The sequence below is a fragment of the Xanthomonas sp. NCPPB 901 genome (assembly GCF_056725085.1).
The window spans coordinates 1,235,157-1,250,131 of the sequence record NZ_CM161511.1 but is presented as its reverse complement, the minus strand read 5'-3'; the positions used below and the strand labels follow the sequence as shown (position 1 = coordinate 1,250,131).

At 71.9% G+C, this 14,975-nt stretch carries 11 protein-coding genes; 3 read left to right on the top strand and 8 right to left on the bottom strand.

Features of this window, described 5'->3' with window-relative positions; genetic code table 11:
- Window positions 1-7 precede the first annotated feature (7 nt).
- The 3 genes from AC1PME_RS05160 to AC1PME_RS05150 are packed head-to-tail and all read left to right on the top strand — an operon-like array spanning window position 8 to window position 3,859.
- A complete protein-coding gene (locus tag AC1PME_RS05160) occupies window positions 8-2,464 on the top strand; it encodes a DUF802 domain-containing protein (protein ID WP_481097509.1) in 2,457 nt (818 codons plus the stop codon).
- Window positions 2,461-3,111: an OmpA family protein gene (locus AC1PME_RS05155; RefSeq protein WP_307548955.1), complete on the top strand. Its 651-nt coding sequence runs from the start codon at window positions 2,461-2,463 to the stop codon at window positions 3,109-3,111. The genes AC1PME_RS05160 and AC1PME_RS05155 overlap by 4 nt, the downstream gene beginning before the upstream one ends.
- Window positions 3,101-3,859 carry a DUF2894 domain-containing protein gene (locus AC1PME_RS05150; RefSeq protein WP_481097508.1) on the top strand — a complete coding sequence of 253 codons (759 nt, stop codon included), beginning with the start codon at window positions 3,101-3,103 and terminating at the stop codon, window positions 3,857-3,859. Before AC1PME_RS05155 ends, AC1PME_RS05150 begins: the two co-directional genes overlap by 11 nt.
- 195 nt (window positions 3,860-4,054) lie before the next feature.
- Here AC1PME_RS05150 and tkt read toward each other — a convergent pair whose 3' ends face one another.
- The 8 genes from tkt to AC1PME_RS05110 form a co-directional block, all read right to left on the bottom strand.
- Window positions 4,055-6,055 (bottom strand): transketolase, encoded by a 2,001-nt coding sequence (tkt, locus tag AC1PME_RS05145; protein WP_481097507.1) that lies wholly within the window; start codon window positions 6,053-6,055, stop codon window positions 4,055-4,057.
- Between the two features lie 239 nt (window positions 6,056-6,294).
- Complete coding sequence (locus AC1PME_RS05140; RefSeq protein ID WP_254460589.1) at window positions 6,295-7,584, bottom strand: dicarboxylate/amino acid:cation symporter; 1,290 nt, start codon at window positions 7,582-7,584, stop codon at window positions 6,295-6,297.
- 190 nt (window positions 7,585-7,774) lie between these two features.
- Window positions 7,775-9,523: a BatD family protein gene (locus AC1PME_RS05135; protein WP_481097506.1), complete on the bottom strand. Its 1,749-nt coding sequence runs from the start codon at window positions 9,521-9,523 to the stop codon at window positions 7,775-7,777.
- Entirely contained in the window at window positions 9,520-11,442 is a 1,923-nt protein-coding gene (locus AC1PME_RS05130; RefSeq protein ID WP_481097505.1) for a vWA domain-containing protein, read from the bottom strand. Before AC1PME_RS05130 ends, AC1PME_RS05135 begins: the two co-directional genes overlap by 4 nt.
- The gene (locus AC1PME_RS05125; RefSeq protein WP_481097504.1) at window positions 11,439-12,458 is read right to left on the bottom strand and encodes a vWA domain-containing protein; all 1,020 of its coding nucleotides are present in this window, start codon (window positions 12,456-12,458) and stop codon (window positions 11,439-11,441) included. The genes AC1PME_RS05130 and AC1PME_RS05125 overlap by 4 nt, the downstream gene beginning before the upstream one ends.
- Window positions 12,455-12,922 carry a DUF4381 family protein gene (locus AC1PME_RS05120; RefSeq protein WP_481097503.1) on the bottom strand — a complete coding sequence of 156 codons (468 nt, stop codon included), beginning with the start codon at window positions 12,920-12,922 and terminating at the stop codon, window positions 12,455-12,457. The genes AC1PME_RS05125 and AC1PME_RS05120 overlap by 4 nt, the downstream gene beginning before the upstream one ends.
- Window positions 12,919-13,857, bottom strand: a complete 939-nt coding sequence (locus AC1PME_RS05115; protein WP_481097502.1) for a DUF58 domain-containing protein — start codon at window positions 13,855-13,857, stop codon at window positions 12,919-12,921. Before AC1PME_RS05115 ends, AC1PME_RS05120 begins: the two co-directional genes overlap by 4 nt.
- Window positions 13,858-13,912: 55 nt before the next feature.
- On the bottom strand, window positions 13,913-14,932 hold the full coding sequence (locus AC1PME_RS05110) for an AAA family ATPase (protein ID WP_254460583.1): 1,020 nt from the start codon (window positions 14,930-14,932) through the stop codon (window positions 13,913-13,915).
- Window positions 14,933-14,975: the final 43 nt, after the last annotated feature.

Sequence of the window (14,975 nt, the reverse complement as noted above, 5' to 3'; positions counted from 1 at the left end):
GACCCTCATGCCCAAGACCCTGCTCCATTCCACCCTGTTCCTCGCCGGCCTCGCCGTGGTCTGCTGGATCGGCGCCGGCTATCTCGGCTCCAACCCGCTGGGCGCCGGCTTCGCCGCGCTGATCGGCCTCTGCTACCTGGCCGGCGTCGCCGAGCTGTACCGCTACCGCCAGGCCACCGCGACCCTGCACGCGGCGCTGGCCGATGCCGAGGCCGCGCGCAGCGATCTGGGTGGCTGGCTGCAACGGCTGCACCCGAGCCTGCGCAACGCCGTGCGCCTGCGCATCGAAGGCGAACGCGCGGCGCTGCCGGTGCCGGCGCTGACCCCGTACCTGGTCGGCCTGCTGGTGCTGCTGGGCATGCTCGGCACCTTCCTGGGCATGATGGCCACGCTGCGCGGCACCGGCCTGGCGCTGGACAGCGCCACCGACCTGCAGGCCATCCGCGCCTCGCTGGCGGCGCCGCTGAAGGGCCTGGGCTTCGCCTTCGGCACCTCCATCGCCGGCGTGGCCGCCTCGGCGATGCTCGGCCTGCTCGCCGCGCTGTGCCGGCGCGAGCGCCTGCAGGCGGTGCAGCAACTGGACCTGCATGCGGCGACCGCGCTGCGCACGCATTCGCTGGCCTATCAACGCACGGAGGCGTTCAAGCTGCTGCAGACCCAGGCCACGCTGCTGCCGGGACTGATCGACCGCATGCAGACGATGATGGCGGCGCTGGAGCAGCACAGCGCGGCCAGCGGCGAACGCCTGGCCAGCAGCCAGGACGCCTTCCACAGCCGCACCGAGGCCGCCTACACGCGCCTGGCCGGGGCGGTGGAACAGGCGCTGCAGGCCGGCGTGGCCGCGCACGCGCGGGCGTTCGGCGATGCGCTGGAACCGGTGGTGCAACGCACGCTCGACGGCGTGGCGCGCGAGACCGCCGCGCTGCAGGACACCGTCGGCCAGGCGGTGCAGCGGCAACTGGACGGCCTGTCCAACGGCTTCGCGCACGCCACCGAGCAAGCCACGCAGCGCTGGGACAGCGCGCTGGCCGAGCAGCAACGCGTCAATGGCGCGCTGCTGCAGGAACTCGGCAGCACGCTGCAACGCGCCGGCGACGGCCTGGAACAGCGTGCCACCCGCCTGGTGGAGACGACCGCGGCACGCCTGCAGGCCGCCAGCGACGACGCCAGGCAGGCCTGGGCCGAGGCACTGACGCAGCAACGCGAGGCCAACGACGGCCTGGCCGCGCGCAACGCGCAGGCGCTGGACGCCGTGGCCGCCCGCCTGGACACCACCGCCGAGGCCGCACAACAGGCCTGGGGCGCCGCGCTGACCCAGCAGCGCGAGGTCAACGATGCGCTGGCGACGCGCAACGCGCAGGCGCTGGACACCGTGGCGACGCGCCTGGATGCCACCGCCGCGGCCGCGCAACAAGCCTGGAGCGCGGCGCTGGCGCAGCAGCGCGAGGCCAACGAAGCGCTGGTCGCGCGCAACGCGCAGGCGCTGGACACCGTAACGACCCGCCTCGACGCCACCGCCGCGACCGCGCAACAGGCCTGGAACGCGGCGCTGGCGCAGCAGCGCGAGGCCAACGACACCCTCGCCACGCGCAATGCGCAGGCGCTGGACGCCGCGGCGGCAAGCCTGGAACAGCGCGCCGCCGCGCTCGCCGACACGCTGCAGCAGGCGCACACCCACCTGCAGGAGGCGCTGGAAGCCCGCGACCAGGCGCGCCTGCGCGCCTGGACCGACAGCTTCGCCAGCATGGCCGCGACCCTCGGCGGTCAGTGGGAACAGCACGGCGAGCGCATCGCGCAGCGCCAGCAGGAGATCTGCGGCACCCTGCAGGAGACCGCCGCGGCGATGTCCGCGCAGAGCCAGGCGCACGCGCGCGAGACCATCGCCGAGATCGAACGGCTGGTGCAGGTCGCCTCGGAAGCGCCGAAGGCCGCGGCCGACGTGGTCGCGGAGCTGCGCCAGACGCTCTCCGAGAGCATGGTCCGCGACACCGCCATGCTGGACGAGCGCAATCGGCTGCTGGCCACGCTGCAGACCCTGCTGGAGGCGGTCAACCACGCCTCCACCGAGCAGCGCGAGGCGGTGGACGCGCTGGTGGCGACCTCGGCCGACCTGCTGGAACGCGTCGGCAGCCGTTTCACCGACCGCATTGAGGCCGAGACCGGCAAGCTCGATGCCGCCGCCGCGCAGGTCGCGGCCGGCGCCACCGAAGTGGCCAGCCTGGGCGATGCGTTCGCCGGCGCGGTACAGGCCTTCGGCGACGCCAACACCGCCCTGCTGGAACGCCTGCAGGGCATCGAACAGGCACTGGACAAGTCGCTGGCGCGCAGCGATGAACAGCTGGCGTACTACGTGGCGCAGGCGCGCGAAGTGATCGATCTGAGCATGCTCTCGCAGCAGCAGATCACCGAAGAGCTGCGCCAGCTGGCCGCGCGCCAGGCGCCCGACCAGGCCGACGCGGCATGAGCGAGGAACTGGAGCTCGACGCCGACAGCGGCGCCCCGGTGTGGGCGGTGTTCGGCGACCTGATGTCGGTGCTGCTCGGCGCCTTCGTGCTGATCCTGATCGGGGTGATCGGCGTGCAGTTGCAGCTGTCGAACAAATTGGACGCGGAGATGCGCCAGCGCCAGATCGAAGCGCAGCAGCGCAAGACCCTGGAACAGGCGCTGGCCGTGCCGCTGGCGGCCGGCCGGGTGACCCTGGTGGACGGCCGCATCGGCATCCGCGGCAACGTGCTGTTCGCCCTGAACTCCGACCAGTTGCAGCCGGAAGGCCGGGAACTGCTGAAGAGCCTGGCCGCGCCGCTGGCCGGCTACCTCAAGGCACGCGACGAGATCCTGATGGTCAGCGGCTTCACCGACGACCGCCAGGTGCGCGAGAGCAACCGCCAGTTCGCCGACAACTGGGAGCTGTCGGCCGAGCGCGCGCTGACCGTGACCCGCGCGCTGATCGAGGCAGGCGTGCCGGCCGATGCGATCTTCGCCGCGGCCTTCGGCGCGCAGCAGCCGGTGGCGCCGAACGTCGACGAGGCCGGACGCGCCAGCAACCGCCGCGTGGAAATGGCGCCGCTGCCGCGCCTGCGCAAGAGCGCCGCGACGCCGCATGCCCCCTGATCGGATCGCCGCCGCCGACCGCCTCGCCGCCTGGCGCGCGCAGCGTGCCGAGCGGCTGGACCCGCTGCGCTTCCGCTTCCTCGAAGCGCTGGCGCGCCGCACCCAGGCGCAGCACGGCAAGGCGCGGGAACTGCTGGAGCAGAAGCTGTCCGCTTCGCTGGACGCCTACGCGGCGGCGCTGGCCGCGGCCGCGCAGGACGCCGGCGATGCCAGTGCCGATGCGGCGGCGCGCGCACCCCAACCCGGCCCGCTCGGCACCTTGCTGGCGCAGTACCGGCCGACGACGGCTGCGGCCACCGCCGGCAACGGCCACGACGCCGGCGTCGGCGCCGCCGTGGATGCCGCCGCCGACACCGCCACGGCGGCGGGCGCAATCGGTGCAGACGCCGCTGCGCCATCGCCCTCGCCCGCGAGTGCCACCGCGCGTCTTGCCGCGCCGCAACTGCCGGCCGTCGAAGAGGCACGCCGGCTGTGGACCGAACTGCGCAGCCGCAGCCAGCTGCGGCAATCGCTGCAGCAGGCGCCCGCCGATGCCGGCCCGCTGAATTCCGGCGTGCTGGTGCACCGCTCGCTGGCGCTGATGCGCACGCTCTCGCCCGGCTACCTGCAGCACTTCCTGTCCTACGTCGATGCATTGTCCTGGCTGCAGCAGCTGCAGGAGGCTGGCGCACTGGCGGCGTCGCAGAAGCCCGGCAGCGCCGCTGGAAAACCTGCGACACCGCGCAGCAAACCGCGCAAGCGCGGTTGACCACATCGCCGGTGCACATCGCGCCGATGGCGTGGTCGTAGCAGCGGCTTCAGCCGCGACAGGCGTTCCCGGGAATGGCGGTCGCGGCTGAAGCCGCTCCTACCGGATCCGCTTTTCCCTCGTGCGCCGCATCCGCACGGGCAAGAAAAAGGCCGGCATGCGCCGGCCTTTTTCGTCACCCGTCGTGGAACCGGCTTACAACGCCTTCGCCGCCGCCACCACGTGCTCGGCGGTGATCTGGAAGTGCTTGTACAGCACGTTCGCCGGCGCCGAGGCGCCGAAGCTGTCGATGCCGACCACGGCGCCGTCCAGGCCCACATAGGCGCGCCAGAACGCGGTGACGCCGGCCTCCACCGCCACGCGCTTGCGCACCGCCGACGGCAGCACCGACTCGCGGTAGGCGGCATCCTGGCGATCGAACACGTCGGTGCAGGGCATCGACACCACGCGGGTCTTCAGGCCCGCGGCATCCAGCGCCTGCTTGGCTTCCACCGCCAGGCCGACTTCCGAGCCGGTGCCGATCAGGATCACGTCGGGCGCGCCGCCCTCGGCATCGGCCAGCACGTAGCCGCCGCGTTCGATCAGCTTGATCTGCTCGGCGCTGCGCGGCTGGTGCGGTAGGTTCTGGCGGCTGAACACCAGGCAGCTCGGACCGTCCTTGCGGGTGATCGCGGCCTTCCAGCTCACCGCCGACTCCACCGTGTCGCAGGGGCGCCACACGTCGTTGTTGGGGATGTAGCGCAGCGACGCCAGGTGTTCCACCGGCTGGTGGGTCGGGCCGTCCTCGCCCAGGCCGATCGAGTCGTGGGTGTAGACGTGGATCGCATGCGCCGGGATCAGCGCGCTCATGCGCACGCCGTTGCGCGCGTAGTCGCTGAACACCAGGAAGGTGGCATCGAACGGAATGAAGCCGCCGTGCAGCGCCAGGCCGTTGGCGATGGCGGTCATGCCGAACTCGCGCACGCCGTAGTACACGTAGTTGGCGTTCGGGTCGTCGCTGGCGACCGACTTGCTGGCCTTCCACAGAGTCAGGTTGGAATGCGCCAGGTCGGCCGAACCGCCGACCAGCTCCGGCAGCAGCGGCGCGAACGCCTCGATCGCCATCTGCGAGGCCTTGCGCGAGGCGATGCTCTGGCCTTCGGCGGCCTGCTTGGCGATGTAGGCGTCGGCCTGGGCGAGGAAGTCCTCCGGCAGCTCGCCGTGCGAGCGGCGGGTCAGCTCCGCGGCTTCGGCCGGGTACTGCTTGGCGTACTTGTCGAAGGCCTGTTCCCACTGGGCCTGGCGCAGCGTGCCGGCACCGCCGGCGCGCCAGCCGTCGTAGATCTCCTGCGGAATCTCGAACGGCGCGTACGGCCAGTCCAGCGCCTTGCGCGCGCCTTCCAGTTCTTCCTTGCCCAGCGCGGCGCCGTGCGCGGACTCCTTGCCGGCCTTGGTCGGCGCACCGAAGCCGATGGTGGTGCGGCAGCAGATCAGGGTCGGCTTCTCGCTCTCGGCGATGGCCGCCTCGATCGCCGCCTTGACCGCGTCGGCGTCCTGGCCATCGACGTCGCGGATCACGTGCCAGTTGTAGGCCTCGAAGCGGGCCGGGGTGTTGTCGCTGAACCAGCCGGCGGTGTTGCCGTCGATGGAAATATGGTTGTTGTCCCAGAACGCCACCAGCTTGCCCAGGCCCCAGGTGCCGGCGAGCGAGGCGGCCTCGTGGGAGACGCCTTCCATCATGCAGCCGTCGCCCATGAACACCCAGGTGCGGTGGTCGACGATCTGGTGCTCGGGACGGTTGTAGCGCTGCGCCAGCAGCTTCTCGGCCAGCGCGAAACCGACCGCGTTGGCGAAGCCCTGGCCGAGTGGACCGGTGGTGGTCTCCACCCCCGGGGTCTCGCTGCGCTCGGGGTGGCCGGCGGTCTTGCTGTGCAGCTGGCGGAAGCGCTTGAGTTCTTCGATCGGCAGGTCGTAGCCGGACAGGTGCAGCAGCGCGTACTGCAGCATCGAGCCGTGGCCGTTGGACAGCACGAAGCGGTCGCGGTTGAACCAGTGCGGATTGTTCGGGTTGTGGCTGAGGAAGTCGTTCCACAGCACTTCGGCGATGTCGGCCATGCCCATCGGCATGCCGGGATGGCCGGAATTGGCGGCCTCGACCGCATCGGCGGCAAGGAAACGGATCGCGTTGGCGAGTTGGCGGCGGGTAGGCGTCGTCATGAGGGATCTGTCGGCAGCGGGCGCGTGGCGTCGGGTCCGCTATTGTCCCACAGGCAGGGATTGGGGATTGGGGATTGGGGATTCGTAGCGTCACCGGCTGGACGCCCGAGATGGCGTAGGAGCGGCTTCAGCCGCGACGGGCCATTGCCAGCAGACACCCATCGCGGCTGAAGCCGGTCCAACGCGTGGCCCGTCCGGCCGCGACGCTGCGGCCTTTACCAATCCCGAATCCCGACTCCCTAATCCCGGCCATCTTCTCCCTTGGCCACCAGCGTGGTCAGGGCCAGGTCGCCGGTCACGTTCAGCGCGGTGCGGCACATGTCCAGGAAATGGTTGACGCCCAGGATCATGCCGATGCCGACCGGGTCCACGCCCACCATCGCGCAGATCAGCGCCACCACCGGCAGCGAGCCCGACGGCACGCCGGCGGTGCCGATGCCGCCCAGGATGCACACCAGCATCACCATGCACTGCTGCGCGATGCTCAGCTCCACGCCGAAGAACTGCGCCAGGAAGATCACCGTCACGCCCTCGAACAGCGCGGTGCCGTTCTGGTTGGCGGTGGCGCCCACGGTCAGCACGAAACGCGAGACCTTGTGCGGCAAGCCCATCTGGTCGGCCACGCGCAGCGCGGTCGGCAGCGTGGCGTTGCTGGACGCGGTGGAGAACGCCATCACCGTCGCCTCGCGGGTGGCGCGGAAGAACCACAGCGGCGAGCGCCCGGCCAGGCGCACCGCCAGGCCGTAGCTCACCACCATGTGCAGGCCCAGCGCCAGCACCACCACGCCCACGTAGGCACCCAGCCGTACCAGCAGCTCGAAGCCGAACAGCGCCGCCAGGTTGAACATGAAGCAGGCCACCGCATAGGGCGCCAGGCGGATCACCAGCCCGATCAGGGTCATCGAGATCTCGAACACGCCCTCGATGCCGCGGCGCAGCGTCGCCACCTTGGCGTCTTCGCTGAGCACCATGCCCACGCCGAACATCACCGCGAAGAACATCAGCGACAGGATCGCGCCGTTGCTGGAGGCCGCTTGGACCACGTTGTCGGGCACGATCGACAGCAGCATGTCCATGCCGTGCGGCTGGTGCTTGCTCTGGTCGACGATCTGCGCGGCGCGCTCCACGTTCTGCTGCAGCAGTTGCTGCGCCAGTTCGTGATCCACGCCGATGCCGGGCTTGAGTACGTTGACCAACACCAGGCCGAGCAGCACCGCCACGCCGGACAGCACCACGGTATAGCCCAGCGTCTTCCAGCCGATGCGGCCGAGCGCGCGGATGTCGCCCATTTCCGAAATGCCCATCACCAGCGCCGAGAACAGCAGCGGCACGATGAGCATGAAGATCAGGTTGAGGAACAGCTTGGAGAACGGCGTGGTGAGGTACTTGGTCAGCGCCTGCACCCAGGCCGCATCGCCGCCAACGCTCAGGTGCACCGCCAGCCCCAGCACCAGCCCGAGGACGAAGCCGATCGCCATTTTCCAATGCAACGGCATGCCGGTTTCGGCCTTCACGGGGGTGTCGGTCATGGTGTGCGCCTTGCAAGGAGGAACCTGCAGCTTAACAAACCATAAGCAGGCATCGACCAACGCGCGACGGTGCGCTGCGCAGCGAGCGCATCGGCTTGCGCGCCGCGCCTACTCCGCAGCCCCCCTTTGCGGCGCTGGCGAACCGCAATGCCTGCGACAGCGCGCGTGGCCGGGGCTGCGCGCGCCCGGCTCAGGCGTTGCGCTTGGGATACAGCGGCGGCAGCTCGTCTGCCGCCGCATCGCGCGTTGCCGCGCGCCAGCGCGGACCCGATGCGAACGCCGCGCGCAACGCGGCACGCGCGCCGGCCACATCGCCCCCACCGCCCCAACGCGCGTGCTGCATGCGCAGGACCGCCTCGCGCTGCGCCGGGTCGTCCAGGCGCCGCACCACCGCATCCAGCTCGGCGACGCCGGCCTGCGCGCACAGGATCGCCGCGACCTCGTCCAGGCCGCCGCTGTCCAGGGCCTTGCGCAACTCCGGCAGCGCGGCGCGTGCGCGCGCAGGCGCCGATGTCGCGCCGGGCGCCGTGGCCGGCAACGCCACGACGGCACGCGCACGGCGCGCGCGGCGCCAGGCCCAGACCAGGGTGGCCAGCCACAACACCGCGAAGCCGGTGGCCAGCGCCATCCACAGCGACGACGCGGCCAGCCATCCCCGCAGCGTGTGCGTCGGCGCCACCGCATTGTCGGCCGGCACCACGCTCGGCGCCGGCGCCGCCGGGCTGGCCGGGGCCGGCACCGGCGCGGGCACGCCCTGTCCGGGCTGCACCTGCAGGGTCAGGTCCGGCAGGCTGGCCTCGCGCGCGGCGCCGGCGCTGACGTCCCACCAGGGCATGCGCAGGCCGCGCACCAGCAGCGGACCCGCCGCCTGCGGCACGATCGAGTAGCGGCGGCTGACGGTCACCTGCGGACTGCCGTCGACGAAGCGTTCCTGCACCTGCGGCGGCTCGGCGAACACCTGCGCGCCGTCCACGCTGGGCGTGGGCAGTTCGGGGAACTGCGCCTGGGTCGCGCCGCGTGCGGTGGCCTCGACCACGATGTCGGCCGCCTCGCCGACCTTGGCGCGCTGCGGCGTGGCGGTGTAGCGCAGGCGCAGTTCGTGCAGCGGCAACCATGGCTGCGGCGCATTGGCCGGCTGCGCGCGCACCTGCAGGGTCTGCGCGGTGCCGCGCGCATTGAGTTCGCCGCCGCGGCCGAAGTAGTCGTCGAAGAAGCCGGTGGGGCCGCGGCCGCTGAACCGCGCGCCCGGCAACAACAGCGGTCCGCTGCGCTCGGGCACCAGCAGGTAGTGGCGCTCGACCACCGTATACATGCGCCCGTCGATCTGGCGGCGATTCTGGATGTCGTCGCCGACGCGCTGCAGCGACGCGCCGGCCGGCGTGTCCAGGTCCAGTTCGCCCGAACTCAGCGGCACGCCGAGATACAGCCGCACCACCACGCCCACGCTCTGCTGCACGTAGGGCCGCGCGTCGTCGACGACGGTCTGCACGAACACGTCGGCGTTGCCCACCTGCGCCGGCACAGCGGCGTTGGCGGAGGCAGGCGCCGCGGCGCTGGCCGCCGCGACCTGCAGCCGCAACGGCGCGGTACGCTCGTTGCCGACCTGCAGCGACGGGATCTGCAATGTGCCGGTACTGCGCGGCGTCAGCATCACGCCGAACAGGGACGTCGACGAGACCGCGCCGTTGACGATCTGCATCTGCCGGCTCTTGATCTCGTTGCTCAGCCCGAACTCCGCGCGCAGCGGCGTGTAGTCCGGCGTCGCCATCGCCTGGTCGGTCTCGATGTTGAGGGTCACGCCCTCGCCGGCGCCGACGCTGTCGCGGTCCAGCCACGCGCGCGTGGCGGCGCCTGCCGGCAGCGCCAGCAGCAGCGCGGCCAATCCCATCAGTAGCGCGTAGACGCGCACCTCCTGGCCGAGTCGCCTGAAGTGGATCATGGTTCTTGTTCCCGCTGCCTGCGTTCGTGTTCCAGCCTGAATTTGGCGCGCAACAGATTGCCCGGATCGTCCGGCACCCGCCGCAACCACGCCTCCACCGCCTGGCGCTGCTCGCGCTGTTGCGGCGTCTCGTTCGCAGCGGCAGCGGCGCGCTCGGCGGCCTGTTTGTCGGTACCGCCCTGCTGCGCCATGGCCTGCTGCATCTGCTGGCGCTGCGCCGCATCGGCCTGCTGTTGCGCCTGCGCGTCGCCGGGCTTGGGCGGCGCCTGTTGCGCGTCCTTGGTACCGCTGCGTCCCTGCTGGCCGTCCCGCGGCTGGCCATTTTGTTGCTGTCCGCCCTGTTGCTGGTTGTTCTGCTGCTGGTTGTTCTGCTGCTGGTCCTTCTGCGCACCGTTCTGCTGTTGGCCCGACTGCTGTTGGCCCGACTGCTGCTGACCGTTCTGCTGCTGACCGTTCTTTTGCTGGCCGTTCTGCTGCTGGCCGTTCTGCGACTGCCCATCCTTCTGCTGCTTACCGTCCTTCTGCTGCTTACCGTCCTTGCCCTGCTGGCCGGACTGCGCATTCTGCGACGACTGGCGCTTGCGCGCCGCCTCCACCGCGGCGCGGTTGGCGATCGCATCGGCCATCTGCGGATGCAGCTTCAGCGCCCTGTCGTAGGCGGCGATCGCCTCGTCGTAACGGCCCTGGCGCGCCAGCGCATTGCCGAGGTTGTACCAGCCGGCATCGCTGTCGATGCCTTCGAACTGCTGTTGCGCGGCGGCGAAATTACCCTTGCGATAGGCCTGCACGCCCGCGTCCAGGTGTTGCTGGCGCACCTGGTCGGCACGTTCCCACCATCCGCCCGCAACGGGACCGGGAGCGGCGGCCTGCGGCTGCGCCGTGGTCTGCGCCTGAGCCGGTCCCGGCAGCGCCCACGGCGCCAACACCAGCAGCAGCACCGCCGCACCGCCGCGACGGCGGAACGCCAGCAAGGCCAGCAGCATCAGCGGCGGCAGCAACCAATAGCCCTGGTCGAGCCACACGCGGCCATGGCTGTCGTCGGCGGTGCCGGCGTCCGCTTCCTGCGGCCGCAGCACGCCCAGCGCGCGCAGGTCGCTGTCGTCGGGGGTCAAGCCGGCATAGCGGCCCGCGCCGGCCGCCGCCAGCGCGCGCAGCGAGGCCGCATCCAGTTGCGCATGCGCCAGCCGCCCCTGGTCGTCACGGTAGGCGGCGCCCTGTGCGGTGCCCAGGCCCAGCACCGACACGTGATAGCCCTGCCCGGCGGCGCGCGCCGCCGCCTGCTGCGCCTGCGCGTCGGCCCGATCGCTGAGCACCAGGATGTCGCCACGGGAGAAACCGGCCTGGCGCAGCAACTGTGCCGCCCAGTCGATCGCCAGGTCCGTGCGCTGCCCCGGCACCGGCATCACCTGCGGCGACAACGCATCGAGGAACAGGCCCACGTTGGCCGCATCGTCGGTCAGCGGCGCGACCGTGTACGGCTCGCCGGCATAGGCAAGCAGCGCCACTTCGCCGCCCGCGCGCTCGTGCAGCAGCCGCGCCAGCTTGGCCCGCGCCTGCAACAGCCGCGACGGCGGCAGGTCGCGCGCGTCGATCTGCGCCGACAGGTCCAGCGCGATCACCAACGGCGTGTGCGCCTGCCACAGCGGCTGCGGTTCCTGGCGCCAGCTCGGCCCGGCCAGGGCCAGCACCGCCAGCGTGTAGCCCAACGCCCCCAGCAGCAGGCCGGCACCGCCCTTGGCACTACCGCGCACCAGCAGGTGCGGCAGCAGGTGCGGGTCCACCGTACGCCGCCAGATGATGTCGCGGCGGCGGCGCCGGCGCCACCAACTCCAGGCCAGCAACGGCAGCAACAGCAGCGCCCACAGCCACTCCGGACGCAACAGGTGCAGGGCCTGCAGGAATTCCAGTACGCGGGTCATTGCCGCCTCCAGGGCCAGATGAAGGACAGCAACGCCAGCGCCAGCGCGGCGGCCAGCGGCCAGGCATAGCGTTCGATCCGCGGCCGCACCGCCGGACCGGCCGAACGCACCGGCTCGAGCCGGTCCAGCTCGGCATAGATCGAGGCCAGCTCGGCGGTATCGCGGGCGCGGAAGAAGCGGCCGCCGGTGTCCTGCGCGATCTTGCGCAAGGTGTCCTCGTCGACCTGGTCGTCGCCGCCGCCAGGGATCGGCAGGCCGAACAGCGACATGCCGCCATCGCCACCGAAGGCGATGGTGTACACGCGCACATGTTCGGCCTTGGCCAGTTCGGCGGCCTTCAGCGGGTCGAGTACGCCGGCGGTGTTGACGCCGTCGGTGAGCACGATCAACACCCGCTCGCCCTGCTTCTGCTCGCGCAGGCGCTTGACCGCCAGCGCGATCGCATCGCCCAACGCGGTCTCGCGTCCGGCCAGGCCGACCACGCTGTCGCGCAACTGGTCGCGCACCGTGGCCAGGTCGGCGGTCAGCGGGGTCAGCGCATACGCCTGCTGGCCGAACACCAGCAAGCCGATGCGGTCGCCGTCGCGGCGGTCGAGGAAGTCGGCCAGCACCGCCTTGGCCGCGGTGAGGCGATCGACCACGCGTCCGCCCAGGCTCATGTCCGGCTCGCTCATGCTGCCGGACAGATCCACCGCCAGCATCAGTTGCCGCGCCTGCTGCGGCGGCGCGATGGGTTCGCCCAGTTGCAGTGGCCGCGCCGCGGCTGCGCACAGGCAGAACCAGGCCAGCCAGGCCAGCCACACGCTGGCCCGCCACCGCCCGCCCCGCGTCGGCGCGGCGGCCACCGCCTGCAGGCGCTCGCCATAGGGCACGCGCAAGGCCGGCGCCGTGCCGCGCCGTGCCGGCAACAGCAGCTTGGCCAGCAAGGGCAGCGGCATCGCCAGCCACATCCACGGCCAAGCGAAACCGGCCACCAAGTCGCTGAGGCTCTGCCAGGACGAGGGCAACAGGCTCATCGCCGTCCTCCGCGCCGCGCCGCCATCAGCGCAAGGAACCGGCGCTGCGCGTGCGGCAACAGCGCCTGCACCTGCGCCGGGTCCACGCTGGGCCGATAACCGCCGTCGAGCAGCACACGGCCCGGGCCGGCGGAGAACGGCTGGCGCTTGTCGTCGCCATCCAGAAACCGCAACCAGGCCTCGCCCTGCAACACCGCAGCGGCCGGATCGCGACGTTGCGCCGCGCGCCGCAGCAATTCCGAGACCGCGGCCACCTGCGCCGGCGCTTCACCGCTGCGTGCCGCCGCGTCGAACTGGCGCTGCCAGCGCTGCACGCGCCGGCGCCGGCGCATCCACACCCACAGCGCCGCGCCGATCACCAGCAGCAACAGCGCTGCCAGCATCCACCAACCCGGTGCGGGCGGCCACCAGGCCGGGGCCGGCGGCAGGTGCACATCGCGCAGGGGCAGTTGCTGCGGACTCATGACACGGTCCCCCGCTGCGCCGGCAACAACCACGATTCGCTGGGCACGTCGCTCAACAGCACCCGCACCTGTACGCCGCGGCCCGGCAGTTCCGCGGCCAACGTTTCCAGCGGCTGCACGAACTGCGCGCGCCAGTGCTGTTGCGCGGCGCTCGCCAGCAGGTCCACTTCCACGCGGCGGCCACTCGCCCAGAACGGCAGGGCCGCACGCGGCGGCTGCAGCTCCAATGGATCGGCGAGCAACAGCAGCTCCACGTCGCTGTGCAGCGCCAGCCCGGCCCAGCGCGCCGCGGGCACGGCCTGCGCGCTGGCCGGATCGGCCAGCACGGTCAAACGCGACCCCGGCCGCAACAGCTTGGCCGCGTGATCCAGGGCCATGCCCAGACCGGCATCGTCCTGCGGTGGCTGCGCATACCAGCGCGCCAGCGCATCGAGGACGCGCAGCACGCCACGCGGCCCCGAGGCGGGTGGCACCGGCGCTTCGCTGCGGCTGCCGCGCAAGGCGGCCAGGCGGTCGCCCTGGCGCTGCGCCGCCCACGCCGCCACCGCCCCGGCACGTGCCGCCTGCACCGACTTGAAGCGCACGCGGGTGCCGAAATACAGCGACGGGGCGGTATCGGCGACGATCAGGCTGAGCCGTTCGCGCTCGGCCTGGAACACCTTGGTGTGGGTGCGGCCGCTGCGCGCGGTGAGCCGCCAGTCGATGTGCCGCACGTCGTCGCCGGCCACGTACTCGCGCGATTCGGCGTACTCCATGCCGCGCCCGCGCATCGGCGACGGTGCGGCGCCGCTGAGGCCATGGCGGCCCCGACGCGGCGGCGGTACGCGCGCGACAGCGGCGCGCAGGGCCACCAGTTCGGCCAGGCTGGGACGGATCCCCGCCTCGGCCGGCGCAGCGGCGTGCGGCAGGCCAGGCGCGGTCGGCTGCGGTGCCATCGTCGTTACTCCGCGTGAACGCGGGCGGCGGGCAACCGGACGTGGCGGCGTGCGTTCACGGCGGCGGCACCTTGTCCAGCAACGCGGCGACCAGGCGATCGCCGTCCCAGCCTTCGGCGGTCGCCTCGTAGCTGGGCAGCACGCGGTGGCGCAGCACATCGGCGGCGACCGCACGCACATCGTCGGGCGTGACGAAATCGCGCCCGGCCAGCCAGGCCCGGGCGCGGGCGCAGCGCTCCAGCGCGATCGAACCGCGCGGGCTCGCGCCCCACGCGATGCGCCGCGCCAACGCCGCGTCGTAGCCGCTGGCATCGCGCGAGGCCAGCACCAGTTCGATCAGATAGCGCTCCAGCGGCGGCGCCATGTGCAGCGCCAGCACCGCACGGCGTGCGGCGAACACATCCTCCAGCGGCATGCGCGGCGGCGGTGCCTCGCCGGCCTCCAGCGTCTCGCGTGCGCGCTCGCGCGCCAGGCGCAGGATCTCCGCTTCCGCCGCCGCTTCCGGATAGCCGATCCGCACATGCATCAGGAAGCGGTCCAGTTGCGCTTCCGGCAGCGGGAAGGTGCCTTCCTGTTCGATCGGGTTCTGCGTCGCCATCACCAGGAACAGCTTGGGCAGCGCATAGGTATGCCGACCGACGGTGACCTGGCGCTCGCCCATCGCCTCGAGCAGCGCCGATTGCACCTTGGCCGGCGCACGGTTGATCTCGTCGGCGAGCAGGATCGGATGGAAGATCGGCCCGGGCAGAAACTCGAAGCGGCTCTCCTGTGGACGCCACACCTCGGTGCCGGTGAGGTCGGCCGGCAGCAGATCGGGGGTGAACTGGACGCGGGCGAAGTCCGCTTCCAGGCGCGACGCCAGGGCCCGGATCGCGGTGGTCTTGGCCAGGCCGGGCGCGCCTTCGACCAGCAGATGGCCGTCGGCGAGCAGCGCGATCAGCAGGCGCTCTACCAGCGCCGACTGGCCGATGATGGTTTGGGACAGGCCGTCGCGCAGGGCGACAAACGCGGCGTGCAGGCGCTGCTGCTCGGGCGCGGCCGGCGGGGAAGCGAGGGTTGGGGATGGCGTGTTCATTTGTGCAGTCTGACCGATCGCCGGGGGAAATGGTTCCGCGCGC

Bases quoted from the DNA above. Each gene is read 5' to 3' on its own strand.
- AC1PME_RS05160 (WP_481097509.1), top strand. From the start codon at position 8: ATGCCCAAGACCCTGCTCCATTCCACCCTGTTCCTCGCCGGCCTCGCC.
- AC1PME_RS05155 (WP_307548955.1), top strand. From the start codon at position 2,461: ATGAGCGAGGAACTGGAGCTCGACGCCGACAGCGGCGCCCCGGTGTGG.
- AC1PME_RS05150 (WP_481097508.1), top strand. From the start codon at position 3,101: ATGCCCCCTGATCGGATCGCCGCCGCCGACCGCCTCGCCGCCTGGCGC.
- tkt (WP_481097507.1), bottom strand. From the start codon at position 6,055: ATGACGACGCCTACCCGCCGCCAACTCGCCAACGCGATCCGTTTCCTT.
- AC1PME_RS05140 (WP_254460589.1), bottom strand. From the start codon at position 7,584: ATGACCGACACCCCCGTGAAGGCCGAAACCGGCATGCCGTTGCATTGG.
- AC1PME_RS05135 (WP_481097506.1), bottom strand. From the start codon at position 9,523: ATGATCCACTTCAGGCGACTCGGCCAGGAGGTGCGCGTCTACGCGCTA.
- AC1PME_RS05130 (WP_481097505.1), bottom strand. From the start codon at position 11,442: ATGACCCGCGTACTGGAATTCCTGCAGGCCCTGCACCTGTTGCGTCCG.
- AC1PME_RS05125 (WP_481097504.1), bottom strand. From the start codon at position 12,458: ATGAGCCTGTTGCCCTCGTCCTGGCAGAGCCTCAGCGACTTGGTGGCC.
- AC1PME_RS05120 (WP_481097503.1), bottom strand. From the start codon at position 12,922: ATGAGTCCGCAGCAACTGCCCCTGCGCGATGTGCACCTGCCGCCGGCC.
- AC1PME_RS05115 (WP_481097502.1), bottom strand. From the start codon at position 13,857: ATGGCACCGCAGCCGACCGCGCCTGGCCTGCCGCACGCCGCTGCGCCG.
- AC1PME_RS05110 (WP_254460583.1), bottom strand. From the start codon at position 14,932: ATGAACACGCCATCCCCAACCCTCGCTTCCCCGCCGGCCGCGCCCGAG.